The organism is Pseudoalteromonas sp. C8, assembly GCF_011378685.1.
GTDB classification, from domain to species: domain Bacteria; phylum Pseudomonadota; class Gammaproteobacteria; order Enterobacterales; family Alteromonadaceae; genus Pseudoalteromonas; species Pseudoalteromonas arctica.
Genome location: NZ_WTKT01000003.1, coordinates 228,575 through 253,119, shown reverse-complemented (window position 1 = coordinate 253,119; position 24,545 = coordinate 228,575). Strand labels below are relative to the sequence as shown.

The 24,545-nt window shown below is 40.1% G+C and carries 20 protein-coding genes and 1 riboswitch; of the genes, 9 read left to right on the top strand and 11 right to left on the bottom strand.

Annotation, left to right across the window (positions count from 1 at the left end; all coding sequences use genetic code 11):
* The first annotated feature begins 102 nt into the window (after nt 1-102).
* The 3 genes from GQR39_RS04790 to rhlP are packed head-to-tail and all read left to right on the top strand — an operon-like array spanning nt 103 to nt 2,239.
* Entirely contained in the window at nt 103-1,038 is a 936-nt protein-coding gene (locus GQR39_RS04790) for a LysR family transcriptional regulator (protein ID WP_165734947.1), read from the top strand.
* A gap of 13 nt (nt 1,039-1,051) precedes the next feature.
* Nucleotides 1,052-1,396, top strand: a complete 345-nt coding sequence (locus GQR39_RS04785; RefSeq protein ID WP_165734946.1) for a lactoylglutathione lyase — start codon at nt 1,052-1,054, stop codon at nt 1,394-1,396.
* A gap of 48 nt (nt 1,397-1,444) precedes the next feature.
* Nucleotides 1,445-2,239 carry a rhombotarget lipoprotein gene (gene rhlP, locus GQR39_RS04780; RefSeq protein ID WP_165734983.1) on the top strand — a complete coding sequence of 265 codons (795 nt, stop codon included), beginning with the start codon at nt 1,445-1,447 and terminating at the stop codon, nt 2,237-2,239.
* 74 nt (nt 2,240-2,313) lie between these two features.
* Here the strand turns inward: rhlP and GQR39_RS04775 are convergent, their stop codons facing one another.
* From GQR39_RS04775 to GQR39_RS04765, 3 genes are all read right to left on the bottom strand, one after another.
* On the bottom strand, nt 2,314-3,204 hold the full coding sequence (locus tag GQR39_RS04775; protein ID WP_165734945.1) for a dienelactone hydrolase family protein: 891 nt from the start codon (nt 3,202-3,204) through the stop codon (nt 2,314-2,316).
* Between the two features lie 228 nt (nt 3,205-3,432).
* On the bottom strand, nt 3,433-6,582 hold the full coding sequence (locus tag GQR39_RS04770; RefSeq protein ID WP_010553426.1) for an efflux RND transporter permease subunit: 3,150 nt from the start codon (nt 6,580-6,582) through the stop codon (nt 3,433-3,435).
* A 2-nt stretch (nt 6,583-6,584) separates the two neighbouring features.
* On the bottom strand, nt 6,585-7,763 hold the full coding sequence (locus tag GQR39_RS04765) for an efflux RND transporter periplasmic adaptor subunit (protein ID WP_007581894.1): 1,179 nt from the start codon (nt 7,761-7,763) through the stop codon (nt 6,585-6,587).
* 169 nt (nt 7,764-7,932) lie between these two features.
* On the opposite strand from GQR39_RS04765, the gene GQR39_RS04760 reads away from it, so the two are divergent.
* Together GQR39_RS04760 and GQR39_RS04755 are read left to right on the top strand one after the other, a co-directional pair.
* Entirely contained in the window at nt 7,933-8,196 is a 264-nt protein-coding gene (locus tag GQR39_RS04760) for a YkgJ family cysteine cluster protein (RefSeq protein ID WP_024612699.1), read from the top strand.
* A 204-nt stretch (nt 8,197-8,400) separates the two neighbouring features.
* Nucleotides 8,401-8,871 (top strand): hypothetical protein, encoded by a 471-nt coding sequence (locus GQR39_RS04755; RefSeq protein WP_165734944.1) that lies wholly within the window; start codon nt 8,401-8,403, stop codon nt 8,869-8,871.
* 108 nt (nt 8,872-8,979) lie between these two features.
* Here the strand turns inward: GQR39_RS04755 and GQR39_RS04750 are convergent, their stop codons facing one another.
* Entirely contained in the window at nt 8,980-10,845 is a 1,866-nt protein-coding gene (locus GQR39_RS04750) for a TonB-dependent receptor (protein WP_165734943.1), read from the bottom strand.
* 187 nt (nt 10,846-11,032) lie between these two features.
* On the opposite strand from GQR39_RS04750, the gene GQR39_RS04745 reads away from it, so the two are divergent.
* A complete protein-coding gene (locus GQR39_RS04745; protein WP_165734942.1) occupies nt 11,033-11,521 on the top strand; it encodes a peptide-methionine (S)-S-oxide reductase in 489 nt (162 codons plus the stop codon).
* A 382-nt stretch (nt 11,522-11,903) separates the two neighbouring features.
* Here the strand turns inward: GQR39_RS04745 and GQR39_RS04740 are convergent, their stop codons facing one another.
* From GQR39_RS04740 to GQR39_RS04725, 4 genes are all read right to left on the bottom strand, one after another.
* On the bottom strand, nt 11,904-12,455 hold the full coding sequence (locus GQR39_RS04740) for a DUF4136 domain-containing protein (RefSeq protein WP_165734941.1): 552 nt from the start codon (nt 12,453-12,455) through the stop codon (nt 11,904-11,906).
* A 140-nt stretch (nt 12,456-12,595) separates the two neighbouring features.
* Nucleotides 12,596-15,370 carry an ATPase gene (locus tag GQR39_RS04735; protein WP_165734940.1) on the bottom strand — a complete coding sequence of 925 codons (2,775 nt, stop codon included), beginning with the start codon at nt 15,368-15,370 and terminating at the stop codon, nt 12,596-12,598.
* On the bottom strand, nt 15,367-15,915 hold the full coding sequence (locus GQR39_RS04730; RefSeq protein ID WP_165734939.1) for a hypothetical protein: 549 nt from the start codon (nt 15,913-15,915) through the stop codon (nt 15,367-15,369). The genes GQR39_RS04735 and GQR39_RS04730 overlap by 4 nt, the downstream gene beginning before the upstream one ends.
* A 3-nt stretch (nt 15,916-15,918) precedes the next feature.
* Complete coding sequence (locus GQR39_RS04725) at nt 15,919-17,190, bottom strand: hypothetical protein (RefSeq protein WP_165734938.1); 1,272 nt, start codon at nt 17,188-17,190, stop codon at nt 15,919-15,921.
* Between the two features lie 222 nt (nt 17,191-17,412).
* On the opposite strand from GQR39_RS04725, the gene nhaD reads away from it, so the two are divergent.
* Both nhaD and lysC read left to right on the top strand, forming a co-directional pair.
* Nucleotides 17,413-18,660 carry a sodium:proton antiporter NhaD gene (gene nhaD / locus GQR39_RS04720; RefSeq protein WP_007375803.1) on the top strand — a complete coding sequence of 416 codons (1,248 nt, stop codon included), beginning with the start codon at nt 17,413-17,415 and terminating at the stop codon, nt 18,658-18,660.
* Between the two features lie 101 nt (nt 18,661-18,761).
* Nucleotides 18,762-18,934, top strand: a riboswitch (Lysine riboswitch).
* A 75-nt stretch (nt 18,935-19,009) separates the two neighbouring features.
* Nucleotides 19,010-20,413 carry a lysine-sensitive aspartokinase 3 gene (gene lysC / locus GQR39_RS04715; RefSeq protein ID WP_121955342.1) on the top strand — a complete coding sequence of 468 codons (1,404 nt, stop codon included), beginning with the start codon at nt 19,010-19,012 and terminating at the stop codon, nt 20,411-20,413.
* Between the two features lie 85 nt (nt 20,414-20,498).
* Here lysC and GQR39_RS04710 read toward each other — a convergent pair whose 3' ends face one another.
* Entirely contained in the window at nt 20,499-21,257 is a 759-nt protein-coding gene (locus tag GQR39_RS04710; protein ID WP_165734937.1) for a 4'-phosphopantetheinyl transferase superfamily protein, read from the bottom strand.
* A gap of 141 nt (nt 21,258-21,398) precedes the next feature.
* Between GQR39_RS04710 and GQR39_RS04705 the strand changes: the two genes are divergently transcribed.
* The gene (locus tag GQR39_RS04705) at nt 21,399-22,721 is read left to right on the top strand and encodes a sodium-dependent transporter (protein ID WP_165734936.1); all 1,323 of its coding nucleotides are present in this window, start codon (nt 21,399-21,401) and stop codon (nt 22,719-22,721) included.
* Nucleotides 22,722-22,816: 95 nt separating this feature from the next.
* Here GQR39_RS04705 and GQR39_RS04700 read toward each other — a convergent pair whose 3' ends face one another.
* Nucleotides 22,817-23,803 (bottom strand): 2-hydroxyacid dehydrogenase, encoded by a 987-nt coding sequence (locus GQR39_RS04700; RefSeq protein ID WP_165734935.1) that lies wholly within the window; start codon nt 23,801-23,803, stop codon nt 22,817-22,819.
* Between the two features lie 110 nt (nt 23,804-23,913).
* Entirely contained in the window at nt 23,914-24,474 is a 561-nt protein-coding gene (locus tag GQR39_RS04695) for a glutathione peroxidase (protein ID WP_165725877.1), read from the bottom strand.
* Nucleotides 24,475-24,545 lie beyond the last annotated feature (71 nt).

Sequence of the window (24,545 nt, the reverse complement as noted above, 5' to 3'; positions counted from 1 at the left end):
TGCAAGCCATATTTTGGCTAGCTGATGGATATATAGTAGACCTTGCTTTAATGTAGATAAACCGCATAATCGTTGAATCATTATCAAATATAAATAGATAATATGAACATAGAAGATTTAAAACTTATTTTAAAAGTCGCTGAGTTTAGAAGTATTACGCTCGCAGCTGCTAAGTTAGATATGCGTACAGCCACAGCAAGCGCCGCTATTAAACGCGTGGAGTCAGCGCTTGGTAGCGAGCTGTTTGTTCGTACCACACGTCATTTGAGGTTGTCGGCTGCTGGGGAGCGCTACATACCACAATGTGAACAGGCTTTGGCAGTGCTTGAGCTCGCAAAACAAAACCTTAAAGGTGAACACGACGAAATAGAAGGGGAGCTGCGTGTTGCACTTTCATCTGACTTAGGGCGTAACTTAGTGATCCCATGGATTGATGAACTCATGGACACTTATCCAAAACTAAGTTTAAGAACCCATATAAGTGATAGCAATATCGACTTTTACCGTGACTCAGTTGATATAGCACTTCGTTATGGCTCGCCTAATGATGCAAGCGTTTATGGTTTTAAAATTTGTAACGTACCACGCTTATTATGTGCAACTCACGAATACCTCTTACAAAACGGGACTCCCGTGCATCCTGATGATTTAGCGTCGCATCAAGGTTTGTTTTATCAGTTGCAGGATATTATAAATAATACGTGGGAATTCAGTGATGGTGAATCAAAGTATAAAGTTAAAATGGATGGCAGGCGCGCCTCAAACGATGGCGATTTAGTCAGGCGCTGGTGCGTTGCGGGTAAGGGCTTAGCTGTAAAATCGGCACTTGATATAGCCGACGATTTACTCAATGACAGGGTAGTTACTGTTATGCCAAATTATCAACATGTTAATGGTGAACTTTGGCTTATTTGCCCAAGTAGGCAGTCAATAACCCCAGCGGTGCGTTTACTACGTGATGCATGCAGAGCAAAATCCCAAGCTATTTTGCAGCAGTTGGTAAATAAAGGAATTATTGATAAAAGCGTACTGAGCTAATTAAGGAAGAGTTATGCAAGTTGACGATATACGAGTCTTTATTCCCTGTAAAAATTATGAGCAATCTCAGCGCTTTTATAAAGCGCTTGGATTTAAGATTGAAGATGCCTCAAATGATTTATGTGTGTGTACCTTTGGCGAATGTACGTTCTTTTTACAGCGTTATTATAATAAAACGTTTGCTGAAAACTTAATGCTGCAACTTTGTGTGTTAAATATAGATGAAGCATACGAACTCATTAGCAACCTAAACGGTTTTGATATCCGCTTTGAGGGTATAAAACAAGAACCTTGGGGTAACGTTATTTACTTATGGGGACCATCGGGTGAGCTTTGGCACGTAACTGAATTAAATTAAAAATAAAAAGGAATAAATGTGAAATTTAATAAATATATAATTATTTTTATGGCGACCTTACTTGCTTCTTGTAGTTCGTTTGTGAGTAACAATACAGGTAAAAATACGCAATCTAGTAGCTTAATGGACTTCTTATATCCTGATCAACAAAGCCGCTCTACCTATAAACCTGAGATACCTGTTTTAAAACTCCCTGTTACCGTCGGAATTGCATTTGTACCGTCTAAAAACTGGCAGCCAGACGGGTTAGAGACCCAAAACCAAGTCGAGTTACTCGAAAAAGTAAAAAAGTCATTTCTACAATATGATTACATTGACCGCATTGAAGTTATACCAAGTACCTATTTAAAAGGAGGTGAAGGTTTTGCAACACTCGAGCAAGTTGGGAGGCTTTACGATGTAGATGTAATGGCACTGGTTTCATATGATCAAGTTACGCAATCTTATGAAAATAATGCAGCCTTACTTTATTGGACAATAGTGGGTATGTACGTTATTCCAGGTAATGAAAATACAATTCAAACCTTTGTGGATACAGCTGTTTTTGATATTAAAAGTAGAAAAATGCTATTTAGAGCACCTGGTATAAGTAAGCTTGAAAAAAGAACAACAGCAATAGGTATTGATGAAACGTTATCTGAAAAGTCGGCTGAAGGTTTTAATCTAGCGGTTAGTGATATGAGTACTAATTTAGATGCAGAACTAGCAAGGTTTAAAACACGTGTTAAAGAAGAAAAAATTGCAAAAGTCGAAAATAAAGATGGCTCTAGCAGCGGTGGCTCTTTGAGTATTTATTTAATCGTTTTGTTGTCGTTATTAGTTATGCGTAGCAAAAAAGTTTAAAGTTGATAAAAAACCAAGTATTTTTAATAATGCCATCGGCTTAGAGCTGGTGGCATTATTTTTTATTCGCTAACTTAGCTTAACTTTTTATCAAAAAACTCAACGGTACGTTGCCATGCAAGCTCGGCATTGTCTTTATCATAACGACCTGTAGAGTCGTTATGAAAACCATGATTTGCCCCTTTATACATATGCATAGTGTATTCAACGCTATTGGCTTTTAAGTCTTGTTCGTACTGTGGCCACGACGCGTTTACACGTTTATCTAGCTCGCCCAATTGAATCATTAAAGGTGCTTTAATATTTTTACGTAAACTTTCGCTGGCTGGAGTACCGTAAAAAGGCACTCCGGCGCTGATTAAGTTGCTATCTACTGCCGCTAAATAATTAACAATGTAGCCGCCAAAACAAAAACCGACAGCGCCTAACTTACCGTTACTGTTAGCATGCGATTTTAAAAAGTGTGCTGCGGCTACAAAATCGTTTTGAATTTTAGCGCGATCCATGGTTTTTTGCATAGCGCGTCCTTCATCATCGTTACCAGGGTAGCCACCCAGTGGAAAGAGCGCATCGGGTGCAAATGCAATAAAACCGACCTTCGCTAAGCGCCTTGCTACATCCTTTACGTAAGGGTTTAATCCACGGTTTTCGTGTACCACAAGTACAACAGGGAGCTTACCTTCTATGTTTTTAGGGGTTGCTAAGTAACCTTTGCCTTTACCGTGCCCGTCTGGCGAATCGAATTCTTCGTATGTTGCTTTAATATCATCGTCATTAAACGACACTTGTTCAGCAAGTGCATAGTTAGGTAATAATGCTGATGTAAGTACAGCCATCGAAAAGCCAAGAGCAGCAAGGCCACCGAGTTTTTTCATAAAAGTACGTCGGTCCATTAAACCGTGGGCGTATTCGTCATACCAATCAAAGGCTTCTTGAGGAATGTGATCAGAGGGAGATGTATTCATGGCTGTTCCTTAACTTTATTATGTCTATTTATTATTTAAATACCATAACGTATTAGGGATAAAAAACGAACAATATTTCTCTCAATTATTAGGGGGGTTAATAAATCCTGCTTGTTAAACAATGGGTAGTAGAGGCAGTATTAGCAAATAGGTGAATATCATTTTTAAGCTAAAAATAAAAAGCTCGGCATAATATGCCGAGCTTTTTTGGTTGGGATGTTACTTAATTTAGCTGTGAGTAGGCGCTGGTTGGGCATCTACTAGTGGTGGCTTGCCACGCATTTTACGTACTAATCGTTTAGCATCTTCTAGTGCAACATACTGGCACGGTATAAGTATCAGTGTAATTACTGTGGCAAATAACACACCAAAAGCAAGTGATACAGCCATTGGGATAACAATTTTAGCTTGTAAACTCGTTTCAAAAATAATTGGCATTACACCAATAAAGGTAGTGATTGAGGTAAGTAATATCGCTCTAAAGCGACGAGCACCGGCTTGCATTACAGCATCCTTAATCGCAACACCTTCAGCGCGTGCTTTATTTACAAAATCAACCATAACGAGGGAATCATTTACGACCACACCCGCTACAGCAATAATGCCAAACATCGATAAGCTACTCATGGTCATGCCTAAAATCATATGCCCAAACATCGCGCCAACTACACCAAACGGAATAACCGACATTATAATAAGTGGCTGCGAGTAAGAGCGAAGCGGAATCGCTAACAAGGCAAATATAATCATCATTGATATACCAAAGTCACGAAGCTGCTCTGAAGCACTATCCATCTCTTCTTGAATGCGCCCAGCTACATCACTTGTAACGCCAGGGTAGCTTTTAAGTAATGTTGGTAAGTATTCATCACGAATTTCTTCTGCAATCGCAAATGGTTCGGCTTGGTCGGTATTTACCGCAGCCCATACGTTTACAGTACGTTTAGAGTTTTCGCGGCGAATACGGTTTACACCGTCAACCAACTTAACTTCGGCTATTTCACTTAGCGGTACTTCAGCGCCTGTAGGCGTAATAATACGCACACTTGCTATGTCACTTATTGAGTTACGTTCGTCTTCTGGATAGCGAATCATGACTTTAATTTCTTCGCCTTCACGCAATATTCGCTGCGCTTCTAAGCCGTAGTAACTAAAGCTAACTTGCGATGCGACATCAGCAAGCGTTAAACCCATGCTGTAAGCGAGTGGTTTTAAATCAAGTTGCACTTCGTCGGTAGCGCTTTGCATTGAATCGTTTACGTCGCCAACGCCTTCCATTGTTTGTAATTTGGCTTTTAATTTACCAGCCACTTCTTTTAGCTCGTCAGCATTTTTGCCTTCAAGTTTAAAGCTAACGTCGCCATCATCTCGACCGCCATTCATTATACTGTCTTGAATGGTCATGGTTTTAATGCCGGGTAAAGCGGGCATTTGCTCGCGCCATAACGCACTTAGGGCAAAGGTGTCGATAGGGCGTAAATCAGGCTCTACCAAAATGGCCATAATATTTGCTTGCGTTCGTCCGCGCAGGCTTACCGATAAATCGCGGATCATCGGTTTACCGTATTGCTCTTGTAGTTGCTGATCGACCTTTAACAACACGCTTTCTATTTTACGTGCGGTTTCAAGCGTTGCTTGCTCAGATGAAGCAAGGTTCATCTCTATATCAATACGCGGAAAGTCGTGCGGTATTTTAGGGTTTGGTACAAACTTAACTAAACCACCTGCAAACATACCTGCGCTTACAATAAGCAAACACATAAAGCCAACAATTACGGTATAGCGGTAGTGAATACAGCGGCTAACAAAAGGAAGGTAGTAGTTGTTCACAAAGCCTTTTAAACCACTATCAATTACCATACGTAAGCGATGTAATAGGTTTTTAGGATTTGGTTTACGCGGATTCATTGCTGCAATATGCGCAGGTAAAATAAGTTTTGATTCAATGAGTGAAAAAATCAAACATAAAATAATCACGCCACCAATTGCCTTAGAAAAAGCAGCACCAGGGCCGGTTGCGAGTGTTTGTGGTAAAAATGCCGCAATAGTTGTTAGTACACCAAAGGTTGCTGGCATCGCAACACGTTTAACACCGCGCACTACGTTATCAAGTGTATGGCCGTATTTTTCTATTTCGGCACTGGCTGACTCGCCCACAACAATGGCGTCATCAACAACAATTCCGAGCACAAGTATAAAGGCAAAAAGAGAGGCTAAATTAATTGTTACGTCTAAAAAGCCAATGGGCATAAACAAAAAGGCACCCAGAAAAGACACCGGTAAACCCATCATTACCCAAAATGCCAAGCGTAGCGGTAAAAATAGTGCCAGCACTATCATTACTAACAAGCCACCCCAAATCATGTTATCGACCATCATATCGAGTCGACCTTCAAGGTAGTAAGTTAAATCAACAATAGGAGATAGCTTAACACCTGCAGGTAAAAGTGGCTCTTTAGCCGCCATGTAGCTTTTAAGGACTTTTGCTACATCGGTAATATCTTGATCTTTTGATGCGTTAACTTCAAACGAGAGTGAGTTTTTACCATTATATTTAGAATATTGTAGGCCTTCTTCAAAGCCATCATTAATGGTTGCTACATCGCCTAAATAAATTTGTGCGCCATCAGCAAGGGTAATAAGGGGGAGTTTTTCAAACTCAAAGCCACGGTAGGCTTGTTTTTCAACACGCATCGAAATATAACCGTTTTCAGAGCGTATTTGCCCCGCCGACATATTGGCCGAAAAGTTTTGCACAGCGCCTGCAATATCTCTAAATGTTAAGCCGTACTCGCGCAGTTTATCAGGGCTGACTTCTATACCAATTTCGTATTCTAAGCCGCCGTTAAAATTAACAAGATTCACGTGAGGCAGTGCTTGTAACTCGTCTTTTATATCGTTGCCAAGCTCTTTTAACTGGTAGTTACTCATGTCGCCATAAAGCGCGAGTATCATTACTTCTTGCTCAAACTTATCGCGGCGAACAACAGGGCGCTCCATTCCCGCAGGAAAGGTGTTTATTGAATCAACTTGTACTTTAATTTCATCAAGTACTTCTTGTGGATTGTATTGTTCTTCTATTTCAATCCACGCTTGTGAAAAACCACGGTTAGAGTAAGTAATTAGGCGTTTAATGCCTTCAATACCTTCGAGGTTTTCCTCAACTTTTATGGTTATTCCTTCTTCAACTTCTTGCGGGGCTGCACCTGGGTAAACCGCTTGTACGCTTATCCAGTTACTTTCAAACTGTGGGAACATTTGTTTGCGAATGGTCATCGCCATTAAAATACCGCCCACTAATATAAATATCATTAGTAGGTTGGCAGCAACGGGATTTCGGGCAAACCATGCTATTAACCCTGTTTCACGAGTGTTCATGATTATTCCTCTTTCAGCGCAAGTTGAGTTACATCAGTTTTATCAGGCGCAATATCTTCAACTTTTACTGCCATACCTTCAGTTGGATACTCAAGCGCTGAGGTAACAATTTGCTCGCCATTTTTTAGCCCTTGGCTGGCTATAATCATGCCGTTTTGTTCGCGTATAATATTGAGAGTTTTAAACGATAATGTTAAATCGTCATTTAAAATTACAATTTTATTATCTTTAACTAAATGGTGCGCAACAATAATTGCGTTATCAAGCGGGCGACCTTCAATGGTAGCGTTAATGTATGAACCAAAACGAAGTGGGCGTGTTTTATCGCCATAAGGTGTTGCAAGTTGTGCAACCAAGTAGCTCATACGGCTTGTTTGATCAACCACACCTTCGGTGCGAATTACTTTGGCTTGCCACATTGTTTGCTTACCCGCGTATTCTGCGTTAAATGTAACATTTGAGCCTACGCCGCCATTTTTTAAATATTGTAGTTCTTGGTCGGCAACGGGTAAACGTACCTCTGCAACTGAGGTTGCACTCAATGCACCAAAACTATTACCTGGGTTTACTACTGAACCCAAGCTAATTGTGCGTTCATTAATAATGGCATCGTATGGGGCTTTAATATAAGTACGTTCAAGATTACGGCTAGCACGTTTAACACTTGCTTGAGCAGAGCGGTAACGCGCTAATTTTTCGGCCAGTTGTGGTTTACGTAAATAAAGTTCTGAGGCAATAGCTTCGCTTGAGTCCGATTTAATACGCTCCCATTCAGCTTTTGCTACATGTGCTTGTGCGCGTTCTATTTCAAGTGCTGAGCTTGCTTGTGCTAAACCTGCTTGCGCTTCAATAAAGTCTGCCTCGTAATCATTTGCATCAATTCGTGCTAAAATATCGCCTTGCTTTACAAACGCGCCTTCAACAAATTGATCTGATACCGAAATAACTTGCCCACTAACTTGTGCTATCAGCTCGGTACGGTCCTTTGGTTTAACAATGCCGTACGATTTAACATCGAGCGTTATAGAATCTAAAAGTATGCTTTGTGTTGCAACTAAAGGGCGTAAATCTTGCTCTGGCTTTTCTTCGGGTGGTTTTTTCATTGCCATAAAGGCGAAAGCTAAAGCAATACCGCCTGCTAAAACAGCAATTGGGAGTATTATTTGTTTTGTAGTAGCCACAAGGCATTCCTTCATAATTGGTGGTGACAGAGCAATAATACGCAATAAAGTGTTTACAAGGCGTTTTAAGATGTAACAAAGCATTACATATGTACATTACAACTGAACATGCGGCTAATTACGTTCCTAAAAAGGAATTAAAGTAAGTGTGTTTTATTCAGAGGATATTATGAAAACCGAATCGATGAGTTGCAGGCTAGGCTGCGGCGCATGTTGTATCGCGCCAAGTATTAGTTCGCCTATTCCAGGTATGCCAAATGGTAAAAAGGCCGGAGAGCGCTGTATTCAGCTGGACGAACGTAATTTATGTAAGTTATTTGGTGATTCAAGCCGACCTAAAGTATGTAGTGATTTTAGCGCCACATTTGATGTGTGCGGGTCAACAAATGCACAAGCTTTAGCGCTTATTACAGAGCTTGAAGAGCTAACTTAATCCTCGTTTTTAATACACATCTATTTACAATATATTATTAATAAAAATCTTCATAAGGTTAATAAAAGCAGTCGTTAATTTATTTAATGGCGAAATATTAGACACATTTAACTTTGTTGCTAATATAGGAAATTGTAAGATACTTTTTATAAATCTAATTTATAGGTGATTTCGTTCAATCTTAATTTTTAAAAGGAAAGAAAAATGAAAAATTTACTTACAGCATTTACATTAGGTGTGACTTTTTTAGGTTGTTCAAACTTACCCATTAAAACCGATATTAAAGAAGACCACTTTAGACTCGAAAACTTTAAAAGAGAGCAGGGAGTAGATCTAGAATATGTCTACTTGATGTGCTTTAACAAAAAACCTACACAATGGGCTGAACCAAAGCAGTATATCAGTGGTGAGCATGATTTATGGGTAAAGGCGAGTGTTTCAAACCCTGATGTTTTAAATAGTCAAAAAGAAGCTTTTGTTAATTTTAACGTTAATTTAGATTCTGATAAAAGCTACATGCTAAATAGAAAAAGGGAAGGGGATAAAATATCAATCTGGATACAAGAAGTTGAAACCGGTACGGTTGTTTCGCAGGTTCTTACAGATGAGCTTAGTCGCCCTTTACAAATTGATAATGAGCTAAGAAAAAGACAATGTCGTTCTGGTTCAATATAAGCTGAGTAATCAAAGCTCTTAATATTTAGTATGTCGTTTATTCTTTGCTAAATATTTATTCAAAGACCTGCTTTAAATAAACAGGTCTTTGAATGTGATAGCTTAATTCTACCAACTATACGTTGCGCTTAACGTATATTGCTCACCTCGCCCTGGTGTACCAGGTATCTCTTCAAACGATTCACCCCATAAGTTATCTGCTGCTAAAGTAATAAATAAGTTTTTTAGCATTGGCGGCGTAATTTTTAACGTTAAATGAGTAAATAAAGCATCGTCGTCACTACCGCGCAGCGCATTTTCGTGCTGTTTGCGCCACTCGTTATCTATTCTAAACTGCAATATATCAGTAGGATTCCACACTGCGCCGAGTGTTAGGCGGTGATCAGGGAAGTTTAATGCGTAAAAACTAGCGTCAATATCTGCCGCACCGTAATTTTCTGATTTATGAAGGTAGGTGTAACTCGCTACAATTTCGGTTGTTTCAAAGTGTTTAGTTGCTAAGAACTCAATGCCCGTCGTATTTATATCTACAGGGTTTGCAAAGCGTGCAGAGCTTGAATCAAAATTAAACGTCCAATCGGTTAAGTTGTCATCTTTGCGATAAAAAATAGCCGAATTAAGTTGCCAAGTTTGCTCATAAACTAATAAACCCAGCTCTAGGCTTTTAGTCGTTTCGCGCTCAAGGGTGTAATTACTTCTAAATAAGCCACCCGAATCACTTCCGCCAATGGCGGTATAGCCTGCCACTTGGCTTGCCTCTGCGTACGATAAATAAAACGTGCGCTCAAAACCTTTGCTGTTTTGTGTATTAAGCGTTATATCACCAATAAGTGACAGTTCAGAGTCGTCTCTATTTGTATCGTCAAACGCAGCACCTAAACGAAATGTAAGTTGTTTATTATCCTCAAGCGCCATATTGTATTCAGGCAATACGCTTAATTTATAATACTTACGTGAGGTAAAGTTGTTTTCAAGCGTGGTAGATTCAATTGAGTCGTCAATAAACTGTGCTGAATAATTTACAGCAAATACATCGCTTTGAGCATGATGCCCCGATAGCGCTAACGACTTAACTTCACTTTTGTGAAACGCTTCAAAAGCGCTTGGATTTTCGCGAGAGTAAATATAATGATCGTCGTGTGTGCGGTAATAAGCCGACACTTCAAAGTTACTATCCTGCGCATAACTTTGCTTATGGTTTAGCATTAATAAGCGGGTTTCTAGCTCTTCTGTTTCGTTAACGCCAAATGGAGTGTACAAATTTGGCCAACCAAAAAACTTATCTTGTGAGCCAAAAAACAAATCTGTTTGAGAATCAGCGCCAGCTAATTGAACGCGACCCGATGCACGCGTAAAGTCGTGATCGCCGTTATCAATAGTGCCATCGCTTTGTGAGTGAGAAATCTCACCTTCAAAACCAAGCTTCCAATCCTTTGCGCCTTCAAGGGGCATACTTACAGCTGCATGTAAGCTTTGTAAGTTAAAATCGTTAGTACCAGTACCTAACGATACGCTGCCGCCCGTGCTAATTGGTTTCCAGCCAAACGATACAGTGCCTACAGAGCTATTAGCACCATTAAGTGCATTGTCTGCGCCTGTTAAAATATAAGGGCCGGTAAGCATTTGCGGTGCAATAGGAATTTCAGCAAAGTAATGACCAGACTGTGGGTCAAGTAAAGTAGCACTACCAACTCTAAAGCCGGTATTTTCAAAAATACCACCGCGTATAGTCACATCGGCTTGCGCTTCAGCCATATTACGTGATTGTAAATCAACACGTGGGTCATACTCTAAATTAGATACTGGAGAGTCAAATGTACCTACAGGTAATGTGTTTGCAGTGGGCGATGCCTCAACCGTTATTTTTTCGATTGCCGGTGATGCTTCAGTTTTATCAGTTATAGCTTCGCCGTAGGCAAAACTGCTCGCGCTGCATAGCAGTGCAGGGAGTATAAAGTGCGGTGACCATTTCATGTTGTGTGTCTCATTTTTTATATGCAATTACGGTAACAATTAAATTCAGAACACACTTTTAAGGCGTGATAAAATAATTCAATTAAACAACTGCGATTTTGGCGCGATTGTACATTAATTCATTAAAAACTGCATTTGATAATCATTTGCAACGTTAATGCATCTAACAAATTTGGTCACATTTATTATGAATATAAAACAGCAAGATACTATTTACTTTGCAGGTGGCTGCCTGTGGGGCGTGCAAGAGTTTTTAAAGCACTTACCTGGTGTGATAAGTACTGAAGCAGGGCGGGCTAATGGAAAAAACGATAATACACAAGGTGAATACGACGGTTATGCTGAGTGTGTAAAAGTAATATTTAGTACAAAAGCGGTTAGCTTAAACGAGCTGTTTGGCTTCTTTTTTGAGATTATTGATCCGTATAGCGTTAACAAACAAGGGGATGACGTAGGCCCTAAATATCGCACTGCCATTTATAGCAAAAGCCAAGAACATTTAAAGGTCGCTAGCAATTATATAAGCCAGCGAAGTGATGCTGATAAAATTGTGGTAGGGGTAGAGCTGCTAACTAACTACGTGCCAAGCGATCCTGAGCATCAAGACCGCTTAACTAATCACCCTGATGATTACTGTCATATACCGCTTGAGTTACTGCATAAGTATAAATCGTAACTTAGAGTAGGGTAAGCGCATAAAGATAAGTAATTAGAAGCTGTCGCTTCTCGCGCAAGCAAGCTTAGCGCCTACGGGTAAAGTTTGACGCGGTGTTTTTTGCAGACGTGCAGCTTGCTGACGTGACGAGCGCAGCTCGTAATTTAAGGTTGAATATAGCGTTAGGTAAAGGTAAGTGATTAGAAGCTATCGCTTCTCGCGCAAGCAAGCTTAGCGCCTACAGGTAAAGTTTAATCCGGTGTTTATTTTGTAGACGTGCAGCTTGCTGACGTGACGGGCGTAGCTCGTAATTACTTTATTTTAAAAGTTCCAAAAATACACACCCACAAAAAAGCTCACGTACTGTGAGCTCTTTTAAAACTTACTTATAGCTAATTTTAACTTACTGCTGCTTTTGTGGCGGGAAGTTACTTAATATTTCGCTGACTGTTTTATTAATTGATGCTTCACGTTGTTCTGGCGATTGATTTTTCTTTAATCGACCTTCTTTTGCGCCGCGCCATATTAGCTGGTTAGATTCACGATCTACAATATCAATAATCAGTGTACCCACTTCGTATTCACGCGCAGTTGTATCGCGTTGAAAACCAGTACCCCAATAACCCCAATGCGGGCGGTAGTTTATATTGAAGTTGTCTACTTCAAGCTCTTTATCTACCGATGCATGATAGTTAACAAGTACATCAGCTTGCGCTGCATCAACTAAACTCATACCTAGTGTTTGGCTCAATTCTGCATTAACGGCAGTGCGAACACGCTTTTCCATTAGGCCATTAATTTGATAGTTATTTGTGTCTTTAGTTAGGCTGGCGTTTTCTACCCAAGCAAATGTTTTAAAATTACTAAAGTTAGCTGATTTATCGTAATCCCAATCTGGGGTTTGTGTACAGGCTGTAAGAAGTGCTAGCGCTGCAACAATAAGTATATTTTTCATTACGTTTGCTCCAATAAAATGCATTAATTTAAAATAACACACATAGTTTAAATGTGTATTATTTAAACGTCCTAAATATTAGTCTAATTGTCAGGGCTGAACGACTAATTAACCTCTGTTAATTAGTCATCAGTAAAAGTTTAATGTTCAACTTCAATCCAATCTTTTTCATCTACCCAGTTTTGTGCACCGTCTTTTACCGAGCGAATAGGCACAATGTAGTCACAACTTATTTGTGGCTTAACTGAGGCAAATATAGGCACAAAACCAAAGCTTAGTGCGGTTTCTATGATTGCTTTTTGATTTTGTGGGTCAATGTCGGCCGCTTCATCTATGTAAATAGGTATACGGTATAGGTTTTGTTCCTGGTCACTCAATAAGTAACGAATAAACAACATGCCACACAATAACTTAATCGTAATACGTGTGCCGTTTGAACCCGCCGAATCTATTTTTTCAAAGTGCTCTGTTTCACCTGCGCGGTTAACTACTTCAAATCGAATATCAAATAAATCGGTAAGCGTTAAACCCGCTTTATCTGAGGCGAGTTTAATTAAGTGATCTTTCGCTTCGTTTACCGCACTTTCGCTGTACGGTTCTTGGCTCAGTAAATCAAGTGTGTCACCTTGCTCAAACTGATGCGACGTGCTGATAATGGTATCTATACTATCAACCAGCATTTTACGCGGTATGACGTTAATTTTAAACGCTTGCAGGTTTGAAATACGGTGCTGGCTTATGCCTTTATTAAAGCTATTCATTTCGCGGCGAAGGCGGTCTAAATCTTCTCGCAAGCCTTTAATAGTTGCGGCCACTTCGGTAAGCGCAACGCGTGCTTGGCGTTCAACAGCGTCGCGTTCGTTATCAATATTATGAAAGGCGCTTATTAGCTTTTGGTATTTAGTGTATTCGTCATTTTCGTTGTCGAATTTAGTAATACCCGCGTTATATACATGCAAATAAGTGTTGCGTACGTTTATGTCAAAATTACGCAGCTCTTGGCAGTCTTTATTAAAGTGATGAACAAGATCGCTTAAGTTATCAAAGTCGACCGTAATATCAATCATGTACGGGGTCACTTTGCCGCTGTACAAATCAAGCGTGTGGTCAATTCGCTCGCTTTTAACTTGGCGTAAGCGCTCAGTTTGGCGATTAATTTGCTCTTGTTTCGATTTAATTAACGAGCGACGATCGGCAATTGAGCCACTATTTTTTTGAATATCTTGCAGGTAGTCGTCAACTTGTTCGCGCTCAGCTAATAACTGCTCTTTTAGCATGGCTTGCGCTTCAACCGACTGTTGCATTATATCAAACTGCTCTAAGCGTTTTAGGGCGCTCTCTGCGCTCATAAGCTCATCGTATAGCGCGTCTTTTTCTTTTTGCTTGTCGGCAACGTTTGCTGCAACATCGCGTTGTTGCTTAAACTCTTTAAGTGAATGCTCAAGTGCATTTAGCTGAGCGGTTAATTGCTCCTTGTTTTCGCCGCTTTGCATTTGCACAGGCGAGAGCTTTTTGAGATTAATGCTCGCACCTGGTAGCGTTAATACACCGCCTTTAACGTTTTCACTTAATAGCGATAAAAACTCCCCAAACGCGTCTTCGTCATCAATGGTTATATCGCCATTAGTGGTGGTCGCAAACGAGAGAATATCTGGGTTTAAAATGCGCGATATTTCTTCTACTTCTTTTAACGAGAGGTCTTCGCGCATACGGGTAAACAAATTAAACTCAAGGTTTTTAAGTTGCAGCTTTAAGCTCTTAATTTGTTTTTGTGTTTCGCTAATGCGGTAGTCAAGCGTGTGCAGGCTTTGCCCTTGTGCGCTGGTTATAGAGTGCGAAAGCGACTCGTAATCTTGCTTTAACTGAGTCAGGCTGGTTTTAAGAGTGGCTTTATTTACCAGTTCAAATTCGCTTTTAAGCGCATCGTAATCTAAAAACCACTGCTCAATTTGTGTTTGTCTGCGCTCTATGTCGCGCGATTGCTGTACGTATAGGCTTTGCTTTTGCTCAAACTCGTGTTTTTCGTGCTCAATATCTTCAAGCGCAATGCCCAACTCATTAAGTTGCGATTCTTGATAGGTATCAAAATCAATCAGTGCTTGGTCAATTTTAGGTGCGTATGCGGCTAATTTACCTTTAAGCACGGTTTGGTTTTCAAGCATTGATTCAAGCGCGGCTATTGGCTCTTGCATTGACTCAAGGGCTTTTAATTCGCGTTTTGAGCGATTTACTTTATCAAACGAGCGGCGCCATACTTCATAAAAGTCGACCTTAGAGTTTGACATATGGCGTTCAAACACGCGTAGCATAAAGCGTTTTACGTCGCTTGCGCCTAATTTGTGTAAGTTAAGAATACGTCTAAATATTTCTTTATAAATAGAAGAGTCTTGCACATTGTTAAGCGGGATCATTTTTAAGTTAATGTCGCCGTCAAAAGGCGTTGCACCGCCAGTCAGTAGCGCGTTTAGCTCTTGTGCTTTAAGCTCAATAGGGTTGTAGTTAAGCGATTTTAAATGGTTGAACAGCTTGGTAAATTTAATAATAGTTTTACCTTGCGTGTACTGCTCTAAATCAAGCTTTCCTTGATAACAAAAGTACTGATGCGCGTAACCGGCAATTTTACCAAGTCCCGCAACGCCTATTACTACCGAGCCATGAGGCAAGTTAGCTTCGAGCAAAATGTACGACTGATCGGATGAAAAATAAAACTTACGGGTTTCATCTAAATCGTGTCCGTCCCATTCTGTTAAGCGCAAATCGTTAATAAGCGGAAACTGCAGGGCGTTAATAACTGAGCTTTTACCTGTGTTATTGGGCGCGCAAATAGAGCTGCTTTTATCAAGCGGAATCACACATTTTGCATAGCCTGCAGTGTTAAGTAGGGCGAGTTTACTTAGTCCATATAGATTTTTCATTCCTCGTCCTCTGTAATGTAGGTTTCTTCGTTTACTTCCATGAGTGCATCTATGTAGCGGTGAATTGGCGCTTGTAGCATAAAGCCGCCTTCTACTTCACGGGCTAAACCTAAGCGCACCATGCGCAGGTAAACGTCTTTACGCAAATCAGATCCCGAAAATATCTCAAGCTGATCAAACAAATGTTTGTTAATTTGCACCAGCGTTTGCATAAGCTCTAAATCGTTTACGTCGTCAAACAATGCGCGCATTGGGTCTTTACCCGTATTGGCGTAGTGCTCAATTAAAATGTAAATAGTGAGCGCGATAGCGCGAGATATTTTGCCCATATTGGGTGTGCTTTCGTCGCTACCAAAATAATAAAAGCCACGGCTGTCGCGTTTTAAATCGTTACCTAAAGCGGTAAATAGGGCGGTGTAGTCTTCTATGTGTTGGTCAAGCTCTTGCCAAATTACGTTGTCTTGCTCGCAAATGTGATAACCCGCTACTAATTTTTTATTAATGGCTTGTAGGTGGGTTAGCTCGTCTAAGTTTATGTGTGTCATGGTTTATTTACCTGCCTTTGAATCTGGCTGAGGCTCTGAATTAAATGGATATAAAGAAAAGTGCTGACCGGCAATTTTTACGCGGGCTTTTTCATCGCTTTGAATTATTTTAATATCGCTGTCGCTGACTAATTTTTGATACAAAAATAGCATTTCGTCGGCATCGAGATTTGGGTAGCTTTCGTCTAAAAATTGCAGCAAGGGCTGCGGCTTTTTGCGTTTTTTATTAAAGCGCTTAGCAAAGCTGGTTTTAACATCGTTGTAGTCAGGAATATTAGGCGTAACAAATGCAGGCACGTCTTGTTGATCTGGCAATTGATATTCTTCGTGTTCAAATTCAACCAAGCTTGCCATGTAAGCCACAATATGACGTTGCTGACCAAGCGAATATCGCTGTGCGTCGCTCACAAAATGTGGCTGTACAGCACTTAGCATGTTGTCTACGCCATTTTTGCGCACAAGCCCAAGTACTTTGGCTGCTTGGCGAGTAATTAAGTTATTACGGCGTAACTCTTCGCGCAGCGGCATAAGCATGTCGGCACTTTTACGTAAGCTTTCTCGACCCACTAAATGCATTTCGAGTATACGGGTACGTAATTGCTCCAGCATGCGTTTGTCGGTATACGCTTTACCTGAGCGCTCAATGTGCAGTATTTGCTTACTTATTTGCTCTTCAATGAGGGTAAAACATGCATGAAATTCACCGCGAATATCAACCATTTCAAGCATTGGCTCTATGTATTCGTCAAACGCTTCTATTACCGCTTTATAACGCTTTTGCAGCGATTGCACCGCATTATTAGATTTAGCTTGTTCAACAATATTTAAAATAGCGTTTTCGTTGTGCGTATAGAGCTTCATTATTTTACGCACCCGATCATCCATAATGCGGCTGTAGCGGCGTAAATCGCCAAAGTCTTCTATTTCGCCAGCGTTATCTAGGCGATTACCTAAACGAGCTAGGTCGTCGACTAATACGCTAATTTCTTGCGCTAAACCTAAATGCTCTTCTTGCAGTAAAAACGTAGCAAAATCGGCAATAGCACGATTTATTTCAAGCTGAGAAGATTTAGCCAGTGGAATTAAAATATCTTGGTTTAACAAACGATTTGTTTCTTTATAAATGCGTTCGTTTGACCACGTAGGCTGCTTTTGCTTAATCGCGTTTTGTACGTCTTTTAGGCTAAAGTCAGCCATTTTAAAACGTTTAAATAATAGCTCTAATACACCCCAATGTTCGGTTATGGTGTTTAGCAGCTTTTTAGCTGGGATCATAAGAGGTTACAACATCCTAGTATTTTATTATTGAGTTCTTTTAGAAGACTCATTATTACGTATTTTTAATTAACCTTGTCTGTATATAGTATTCGTTTTTAAGACCATTTAATAATAGTTTTTGCATAGAGGCAGTGCTAAAATTCGCGCCGAAAATAGGCACATGAAATGGAATGTTATTTGTGTGTTCTTTAAAACTATATCAAAGGTTGTTTAACTACCATGGTTTCCTCGATTATTCTAACCCTGATAGCGATTGCATTTTTACTGATCGTTATAGAAGATATAATCCATGTCAATAAAGCTAAAACCACGCTGTTTTTTGGTACGCTTTGCTGGATTCTTCTTTTTATATACCCTCTACACGGGCAAAGCCCCGATACGATTCAACACCTTTTAAATGAAAATATTTTAGAAATTGCCTCTCTATGGCTATTTTTAATGGCTGCAATGACCTTTGTAGCGTATTTAAATTCAAAGGGGTTTATAGAAAATATTGTTCACCGTGTTATGCCAAAAAGTATTAGCGAAAAAAAGCTCATGTTTTTGGTGGGTGGTTTTGCATTTTTGTTTTCGTCGATTTCAGACAACGTAACAGCGACGCTTATATCGCTCGCGGTTGTTATGTCGTTAAAACTTGAACCTAAAAAGCTCATTAAATACGCCACGCTTATTGTGTTTGGTGTTAACTCAGGTGGGGTCTCGCTAATAACCGGTGACGTAACCACACTGATGATATTTTTAGATGGCAAAGTAACCATTGCTCATTTATTACTACTTATAGCGCCAGCACTTGCAAGCGTTATGCTGCTAGCCGCGTTACTGTCTATCGGTATGAAAGGGCGTGTTGAGTTTGCTGGTGCAGGTAAAACCCGCATTGAAAAAACCGACATTACCATTGCTGTTATATTCTTATCTACCGTAGTGAGCACACTTATGCTGAGTGTAGTTTACAGCGTACCGCCTTTATTAACTTTCTTGTTTGGTTTATCAGTGATGTTTTTAGTAGCGCAATTTTTAATGCGCAAAAAAGACATAAACAAAGACATAATCGATTTTGTTCGCGATATAGAATACGACACATTATTGTTTTTTGTAGGTGTACTTTTACTTGTAGGCGCGCTTAAAGAAATTGGTATGTTGAGTAAATTTACCGACCTATACACGGTAATGGCACCTGAGTACGCAAACTACTTAATGGGCATATTATCAGCAGGGGTCGATAACGTACCGCTTACTGCTGCTTTATTAAAAGCCGATATAGTAATGAGCCAACAACACTGGTTGTCGTTTACGTATGCAACGGGCGTGGGCGGTTCAATGCTTATTATTGGTTCGGCTGCGGGCATTATTGCCATGAGCAAAGTTAAAGCGCTTACCTTTATGAGCTACTTGCGTTTATCGCTGCATTTATTAATTTGTTACACCGTAGGATATGCGGGCTCGTATTACATGGGCAGTTTTATTTAACTCATAGATTATTAAATGCTTGACAGCTAGACGTCTAAACGATAACTTTCAAAGCCCCGCTACTTAGTGGGGTTTTGTTTTATTAGCTACTGGTTAATAAAGCATTCAGAAGAGGTGCGATACTTAGGTACTTAATGTTAGGCGACGAAAGCCGATGATCATTAAGGAGGGAAGTACTCGCCGAGGAAAATAATGGTACGTCGTCATTATTTTTCGGTTTATGGGGCTGAATCCTCAAAACTGTCACCAATATAGGTGGAGAGCTTCTGGCAGTGGACTTATCTTCAAGCATTCCTTTGCCAAGTTCTTCTTGTTTTATTGCGGTTTGGATACCGCGAAAGGAGACTAAATGACTACCCAATCAGCGCCACAAACAGTGCCACAAACAGAGTTAAGCGCAAAATCAGATTACATCGTTGCCAAATTTGGCGGAACCAGTGTTGCAAATTTTGAAGCGATGAGTCGCTGTAGCGAAATTATTGTTGCAGATAAAAGCGTACGTATTGTTGCCGTGAGCGCCAGTGCTGGCGTAACTAACCATTTAGTTGCACTGTGTAAATCAAGTATTACCCCAAGTGAGCGCCAAGAACACATAAACGGCGTGCTTGCTATTCAACAAACTATTTTAGATGAGTTATCGCTTGATGCCGATTTAGCGGTTGGCTTTAACGAAACCCTAAAAGCATTTCAAACATTGGCTCAAGAGTCACTAACTACCGATCAGCAACACGACGAGCTACTTAGCTTTGGTGAGCGTTTATCGTCGTATTTGTTTGCTCAGGTGCTGCGTTTACAAGGTTTAAATGCCGATCGCTTTGATGTGCGCAAGGTGCTTAAAACCGACAGCCAATTTGGTAAAGCAACGCCTAATGTTGCGGCCACAGCGCAAGCTGCTAAAGAATTCTTAATCCCGTTATTAGATGAGCAAGTAATTGTTACTCAGGGCTTTATTGGCAGTGACGAATACGGCCAAACAACAACGCTTGGACGTGGTGGTTCTGACTATAGCGCTGCACTTTTAGCTGAAGCAATTAACGCTAAAAGCGTGCATATTTGGACCGACGTAGTGGGTATTTTTAGCACCGACCCGCGTTTGTGCGCAAAAGCGACGCCTATTGCACGTTTAAGTTTTGACGAAGCCGCTGAAATGGCAACCTTTGGCGCAAAAGTATTGCACCCAGCAACTATTTTACCAGCAAGCCGTAGCCACATTAATGTATTTGTAGGCTCTAGCCGCGAGCCAGAGCGTGGCGGTACATGGATTGAGCGCGAAAAATCGCAGCAACCAGGTATACGCGCAGTAACGCAACGTAAAAACCAAATATTGCTTACGCTTAAAAGCCCAGAAATGCTACTAGCAAGCGGCTTTTTAGCACGCGTATTTACACTATTAAGTGAATACAATATATCGGTAGATTTGGTAACCACATCAGAAATCAGCGTAGCTATAACCCTTGATAACGCGCAAAACGCCTCGCGCCCAGAGCTTGATCAAGAATGCCTAGATAAGCTTGCAGAGTTTTGCCATGTTTCGGTAGAAAACAACCTAACATTGGTGGCACTTATTGGCTCTGAGATTCAATTACGCCAACACGAAATGAACTTAATGAGTGTATTAAAAGACTTTAACATACGATTAATTTGCCATGGTGCTAGTAAGCACAACCTATGCTTTTTAGTAGAGCAAACTGAGTCAGATAACGTAGTACAGTCTATTCATAGCCGTTTATTAGAAAACGATTTTGCTGCGTAAGTAACCGTTATTCAGGAAAATCACCTAGTAAAGTTACCTAGTAAAATCAACAAATAAAGTTACTTAACAAAATTACTTAACAAAATTACTTAACAAAATCATTTAATAAAAAGCATCGCCAGTCGATGCTTTTTTTATGCACCACACTCACATCAAAACAAACATTGTTGTCACTGCTATCAGCTACAGTAATGCTATTACTGCAAGCACTCAGCTTTGCACTATGTAATTCGTCAAACACATTGGGGCTAAGTAATTTTGCAATAGGGCGGCTGGTGGCTTTAGCAAGTGACTCTTTTAATGTCCAAATTCTAAAAAACGTATCTGCTTGGGCTTGGGTAGTAGTAGGCTTGGTGATAAGTGAAATTTCATCATTATGATAAAAATGCTTAGCAAGCTTTTCAAATGGGCGCTTTAGGCTTACTTTTTCAATATCAAACCCAAATTCACTTTTATCAAAATTTAGCGCGACCCCAACTAAACCATGCGAGTGCGAAATACAGGTATTAATAACATCACCACTTACGTGTATTTGCAGCTTTGAGCTTGCTTCGTCAAATTCGGTACTCATTTTATTAAGGGGTAAGTGCGTATGTTGCGGCTGCGTTATTTTAATAAGGTGTTTTAACAATAACCGCGTAGCTAAATACTCTTGCTTAGCTTGCGGACTTTTTCTGCGGTTTATAATAGTTAATTCAAATGGGCTTAAGCAATCGGGCAAATTAAAGTCACTAAGCTCAAGTGTTTTAGCATTAAAGAGTAAAATACTGTTACTCGCTAAAGACAAATTTGCCAATTGAGTTGAAGTAATACTCAAGGCGTTTTTAAAATAGTGTTCAGTCATAAAAGCCCTAAAGCAAAAGAAGTCGCTGATATTGTGAGCGGTTAACGCCACTAATAAAGGCTGGGTACAATTTTATTACTCAGCTGGCATGAAATATGGTTTAATTCACAATAATCAAAATAATAACAGATTTGTAGATGTATGGCACAAGTGCGTGATGGGTTTCAAAGCCGACTTGGTTTTGTTTTAGCCGCTGCTGGCGCAGCAGTGGGTTTAGGTAATATTTGGGGTTTTCCTACGCAAGCGGCCAACCATGGCGGCGGTGCTTTTTTACTGGTTTATTTTATTGTTATATTTTTACTTGCGCTTCCTGCGCTGTATACCGAACTTTATTTAGGTCACAAAGCACAAGCTAATCCTGTAAAAGCATTGGGCGATGCATGGCAAAACACTAACCGTAAGGTTGGTGCTGCGGCAGGCTATATAGGCCTTGCGGGCGCAGTTGTTATGCTAAGTTTTTATTCAATAGTGGCAGGATGGATGCTCTCGTACGCTATTGAACCTATAACAACCTTTTTTGGGTTTTCAGGCGCAAGCGAATTTTTACATAGCGACTCAGTGCTGCGTAATTTTGTATTTACGCCGCTTATGCTTATTTTAACAGCCAGTATTATTTTAAAAGGGGTTAAATCGGGAATCGAAACCTGGTCGCGCCGTTTAATGCCACTGCTACTCGTATTGCTTGTTGGTTTAATTGCCTACATTGCAACACTCGATGGCGCAAGTGAAGGCTTTGCCGCGTATTTAATCCCTGATTTTAGCCAAATACTCGACCCTAATTTGATTATTGCCGCAATGGGGCAAGCGTTCTTTTCGCTCTCGTTAGGTGTGGGTTGTATGATGATTTACGGATCGTATTTACAGCCAGATGCTAATTTACCAAAGCTCACAGCCGGTGTTGCCTTACTCGATACCAGCGTTGCTTTTTTAGCGGGGTTACTTATTATTCCTGCTATTTATGTGGCGCAGCATAACGGTGTAGAGGTATTTAGTGGCGGTAAACTGATTGGTGAAGGGCAACTTATTTTTGCTATTTTACCTGCGCTATTTAGCACCATGGGCGAAATTGGTTTATTAGTGGGTTTACTGTTTTTTGTATTAATGTCTATCGCATCGGTTACGTCAACTATATCGACAACTGAGATTCCGGTGGCGTTTTTAGTCGAAAACCACAACGTTAGCCGCACCAAAGCAACGTGGGCGGTAAGCGCCGTTGTACTTGTGTGTGCAAGCGCGATTATACTAAATTTTGATTGGTTATTTGGCTTAGTTATTATGCTATTTACTCAATACCAATTGCCGCTTATGGGCTTGTTTTACTTTATTACAGTAGGGTGGATGTGGCAGCGTGGTAATAAATTACACCAAGCAACAACCGGCGTACATTACTGGTTTGCTCAGTATATTCGTTTTGTTTGCCCAATATTAATGACCTTGGTATTTGCAAACGTTGCCTTTGGTTAATTTTATCTAAGCCCTAAAATAGATTAATAAAGCGAAGTGAGTTTAAAACGCACTTCGCTTTTTTTGTGCCTAAAATTTAGGTATAGCCAAGAACTTTATAAAACCTCATTAGTCAGAGGCCTACCTTCATTTACTTCAAGCGCGTTAAGTAGGGTTGTGTTTGCTATTTCGGTGAGTGCCTCTTGGGTAAAAAAGCCCTGATGGCCTGTTACTAAAACATTTTTAAAGCTCACTAAGCGCGAAAATATATCGTCTTGATTTATTTCGTCGCTGTGATTTTTAAAAAACAGCTCCGACTCTTGCTCGTAAACGTCGAGCCCCAAGTAGCCTAATTTTTTAGTTTTAAGTGCGTTTATACACGCTTTGCTGTTAAGCAGTGCACCGCGAGAGGTGTTAATGAGCATAACGCCGGTTTTCATTTTGCTAAATGCCTTATCATTTATTAAATGATGAGTTTGCTCGTTCAGTGGGCAATGTAAAGAGATCACATCGCTTTGGCTAAGTAAGGTGTCTATATCGGTAATTGTATAATTACCTGGTTTTGCATAAGGGTCGCACACTAATACTTTAGCGCCAAAGCCATTTAAAATGTTGCACAGCGCAAGGCCAATTTTACCGCAACCTACAATACCCACGGTTTTATTGTGCAAGTTAAAGCCTAGTAATCCGTTTAAATCAAAATTGTCTTCGCGTACGCGGTTATACGCTTTATGGGTTTTACGGCTAAGCGTTAGCATAAGTGCAATACAATGCTCGGCTACTGCTACTGCTTCTGGGCTGTATGCTGGGACGCGTAATACCTTTAAGTTATGTGCTTTTGCTGCAGTTAAATCAACGTTATTAAATCCTGCACAACGCAGCAAAATAGTATTTATGCCTTGGATTGCCAGTTGTTCAATAACCGTGGTGTTTACGGTGTCGTTAACAAATACACATATGGCATCAAACCCGTTTGCTAAAATAGCCGTTTGTTCGCTCAGGGCTTGCTCAAAATACGTTATTTTTATATCACGATGATCGCGTGTACTTTGTTCAAAAAAAGGCAGTTCGTACTTTTGAGTACTAAAAAAAGCAATGTTCATGGTAATAGCCTCGATGCTTAAGGAGTATTATTTATTACTAATACAATAAACTACTTTATAAACCTGTGCTTTAGTAACGCGCATTTTATTGATTTAAATTAAGCCCTAATTTATGCCTTAGCCGACGTAAACAAAGGTATTTTTGACGATACTTTTTTACCACCTCTAGCAGCGCTTAACTTTGCGGCTTGCAGTAGGTTGCTTTCTATTACTTGTTTAAGTGTTTCGGGCTTAGTACGTGGTGCATAGCGTGCAACAAGTTGCCCTTGTGAGTTAATTAAAAACTTAGTGAAATTCCACTTAATTGCACGATTTTGCGAAATACCCCGCGTATGCGACTTTAAATAATTAAACAACGGATGTGTTTCTGGCCCGTTTACCATTACCTTACCAAATACCTCAAATGAGACATTAAATTGATCTTGGTAAAAGTCTTTAATGGCTAAATTATCAAGCGGCTCATTTTGGCCAAACTGGTTACACGGAAACGCAAGTACAGTAAAACCATTGCTTTTGTATTGCTGATAGAGCTTTTCGAGCGCATTTAATTGCACCGAAAAATTACACTTACTCGCTGTATTAACAATAAGGACGGTTTTGCCCTGTAATTGGCTAAGAGAAAAATTTTCGCTGTTAAAAAGTGGTGCATTAAATTGATAAATACTATCCATAGGTTACCTACTTACCTTTCCCGCTAAGGAAATTTTATAAAGACTTTCATTCGCTTTTTTATCGACCGGTT

What these genes read in the sequence shown, in the direction of transcription:
- GQR39_RS04790 (WP_165734947.1), top strand. Translation starts at nt 103, where the DNA reads ATGAACATAGAAGATTTAAAACTTATTTTAAAAGTCGCTGAGTTTAGA.
- GQR39_RS04785 (WP_165734946.1), top strand. Translation starts at nt 1,052, where the DNA reads ATGCAAGTTGACGATATACGAGTCTTTATTCCCTGTAAAAATTATGAG.
- rhlP (WP_165734983.1), top strand. Translation starts at nt 1,445, where the DNA reads ATGGCGACCTTACTTGCTTCTTGTAGTTCGTTTGTGAGTAACAATACA.
- GQR39_RS04775 (WP_165734945.1), bottom strand. Translation starts at nt 3,204, where the DNA reads ATGAATACATCTCCCTCTGATCACATTCCTCAAGAAGCCTTTGATTGG.
- GQR39_RS04770 (WP_010553426.1), bottom strand. Translation starts at nt 6,582, where the DNA reads ATGAACACTCGTGAAACAGGGTTAATAGCATGGTTTGCCCGAAATCCC.
- GQR39_RS04760 (WP_024612699.1), top strand. Translation starts at nt 7,933, where the DNA reads ATGAAAACCGAATCGATGAGTTGCAGGCTAGGCTGCGGCGCATGTTGT.
- GQR39_RS04755 (WP_165734944.1), top strand. Translation starts at nt 8,401, where the DNA reads ATGAAAAATTTACTTACAGCATTTACATTAGGTGTGACTTTTTTAGGT.
- GQR39_RS04750 (WP_165734943.1), bottom strand. Translation starts at nt 10,845, where the DNA reads ATGAAATGGTCACCGCACTTTATACTCCCTGCACTGCTATGCAGCGCG.
- GQR39_RS04745 (WP_165734942.1), top strand. Translation starts at nt 11,033, where the DNA reads ATGAATATAAAACAGCAAGATACTATTTACTTTGCAGGTGGCTGCCTG.
- GQR39_RS04740 (WP_165734941.1), bottom strand. Translation starts at nt 12,455, where the DNA reads ATGAAAAATATACTTATTGTTGCAGCGCTAGCACTTCTTACAGCCTGT.
- GQR39_RS04735 (WP_165734940.1), bottom strand. Translation starts at nt 15,370, where the DNA reads ATGAAAAATCTATATGGACTAAGTAAACTCGCCCTACTTAACACTGCA.
- GQR39_RS04730 (WP_165734939.1), bottom strand. Translation starts at nt 15,915, where the DNA reads ATGACACACATAAACTTAGACGAGCTAACCCACCTACAAGCCATTAAT.
- GQR39_RS04725 (WP_165734938.1), bottom strand. Translation starts at nt 17,190, where the DNA reads ATGATCCCAGCTAAAAAGCTGCTAAACACCATAACCGAACATTGGGGT.
- nhaD (WP_007375803.1), top strand. Translation starts at nt 17,413, where the DNA reads ATGGTTTCCTCGATTATTCTAACCCTGATAGCGATTGCATTTTTACTG.
- lysC (WP_121955342.1), top strand. Translation starts at nt 19,010, where the DNA reads ATGACTACCCAATCAGCGCCACAAACAGTGCCACAAACAGAGTTAAGC.
- GQR39_RS04710 (WP_165734937.1), bottom strand. Translation starts at nt 21,257, where the DNA reads ATGACTGAACACTATTTTAAAAACGCCTTGAGTATTACTTCAACTCAA.
- GQR39_RS04705 (WP_165734936.1), top strand. Translation starts at nt 21,399, where the DNA reads ATGGCACAAGTGCGTGATGGGTTTCAAAGCCGACTTGGTTTTGTTTTA.
- GQR39_RS04700 (WP_165734935.1), bottom strand. Translation starts at nt 23,803, where the DNA reads ATGAACATTGCTTTTTTTAGTACTCAAAAGTACGAACTGCCTTTTTTT.
- GQR39_RS04695 (WP_165725877.1), bottom strand. Translation starts at nt 24,474, where the DNA reads ATGGATAGTATTTATCAATTTAATGCACCACTTTTTAACAGCGAAAAT.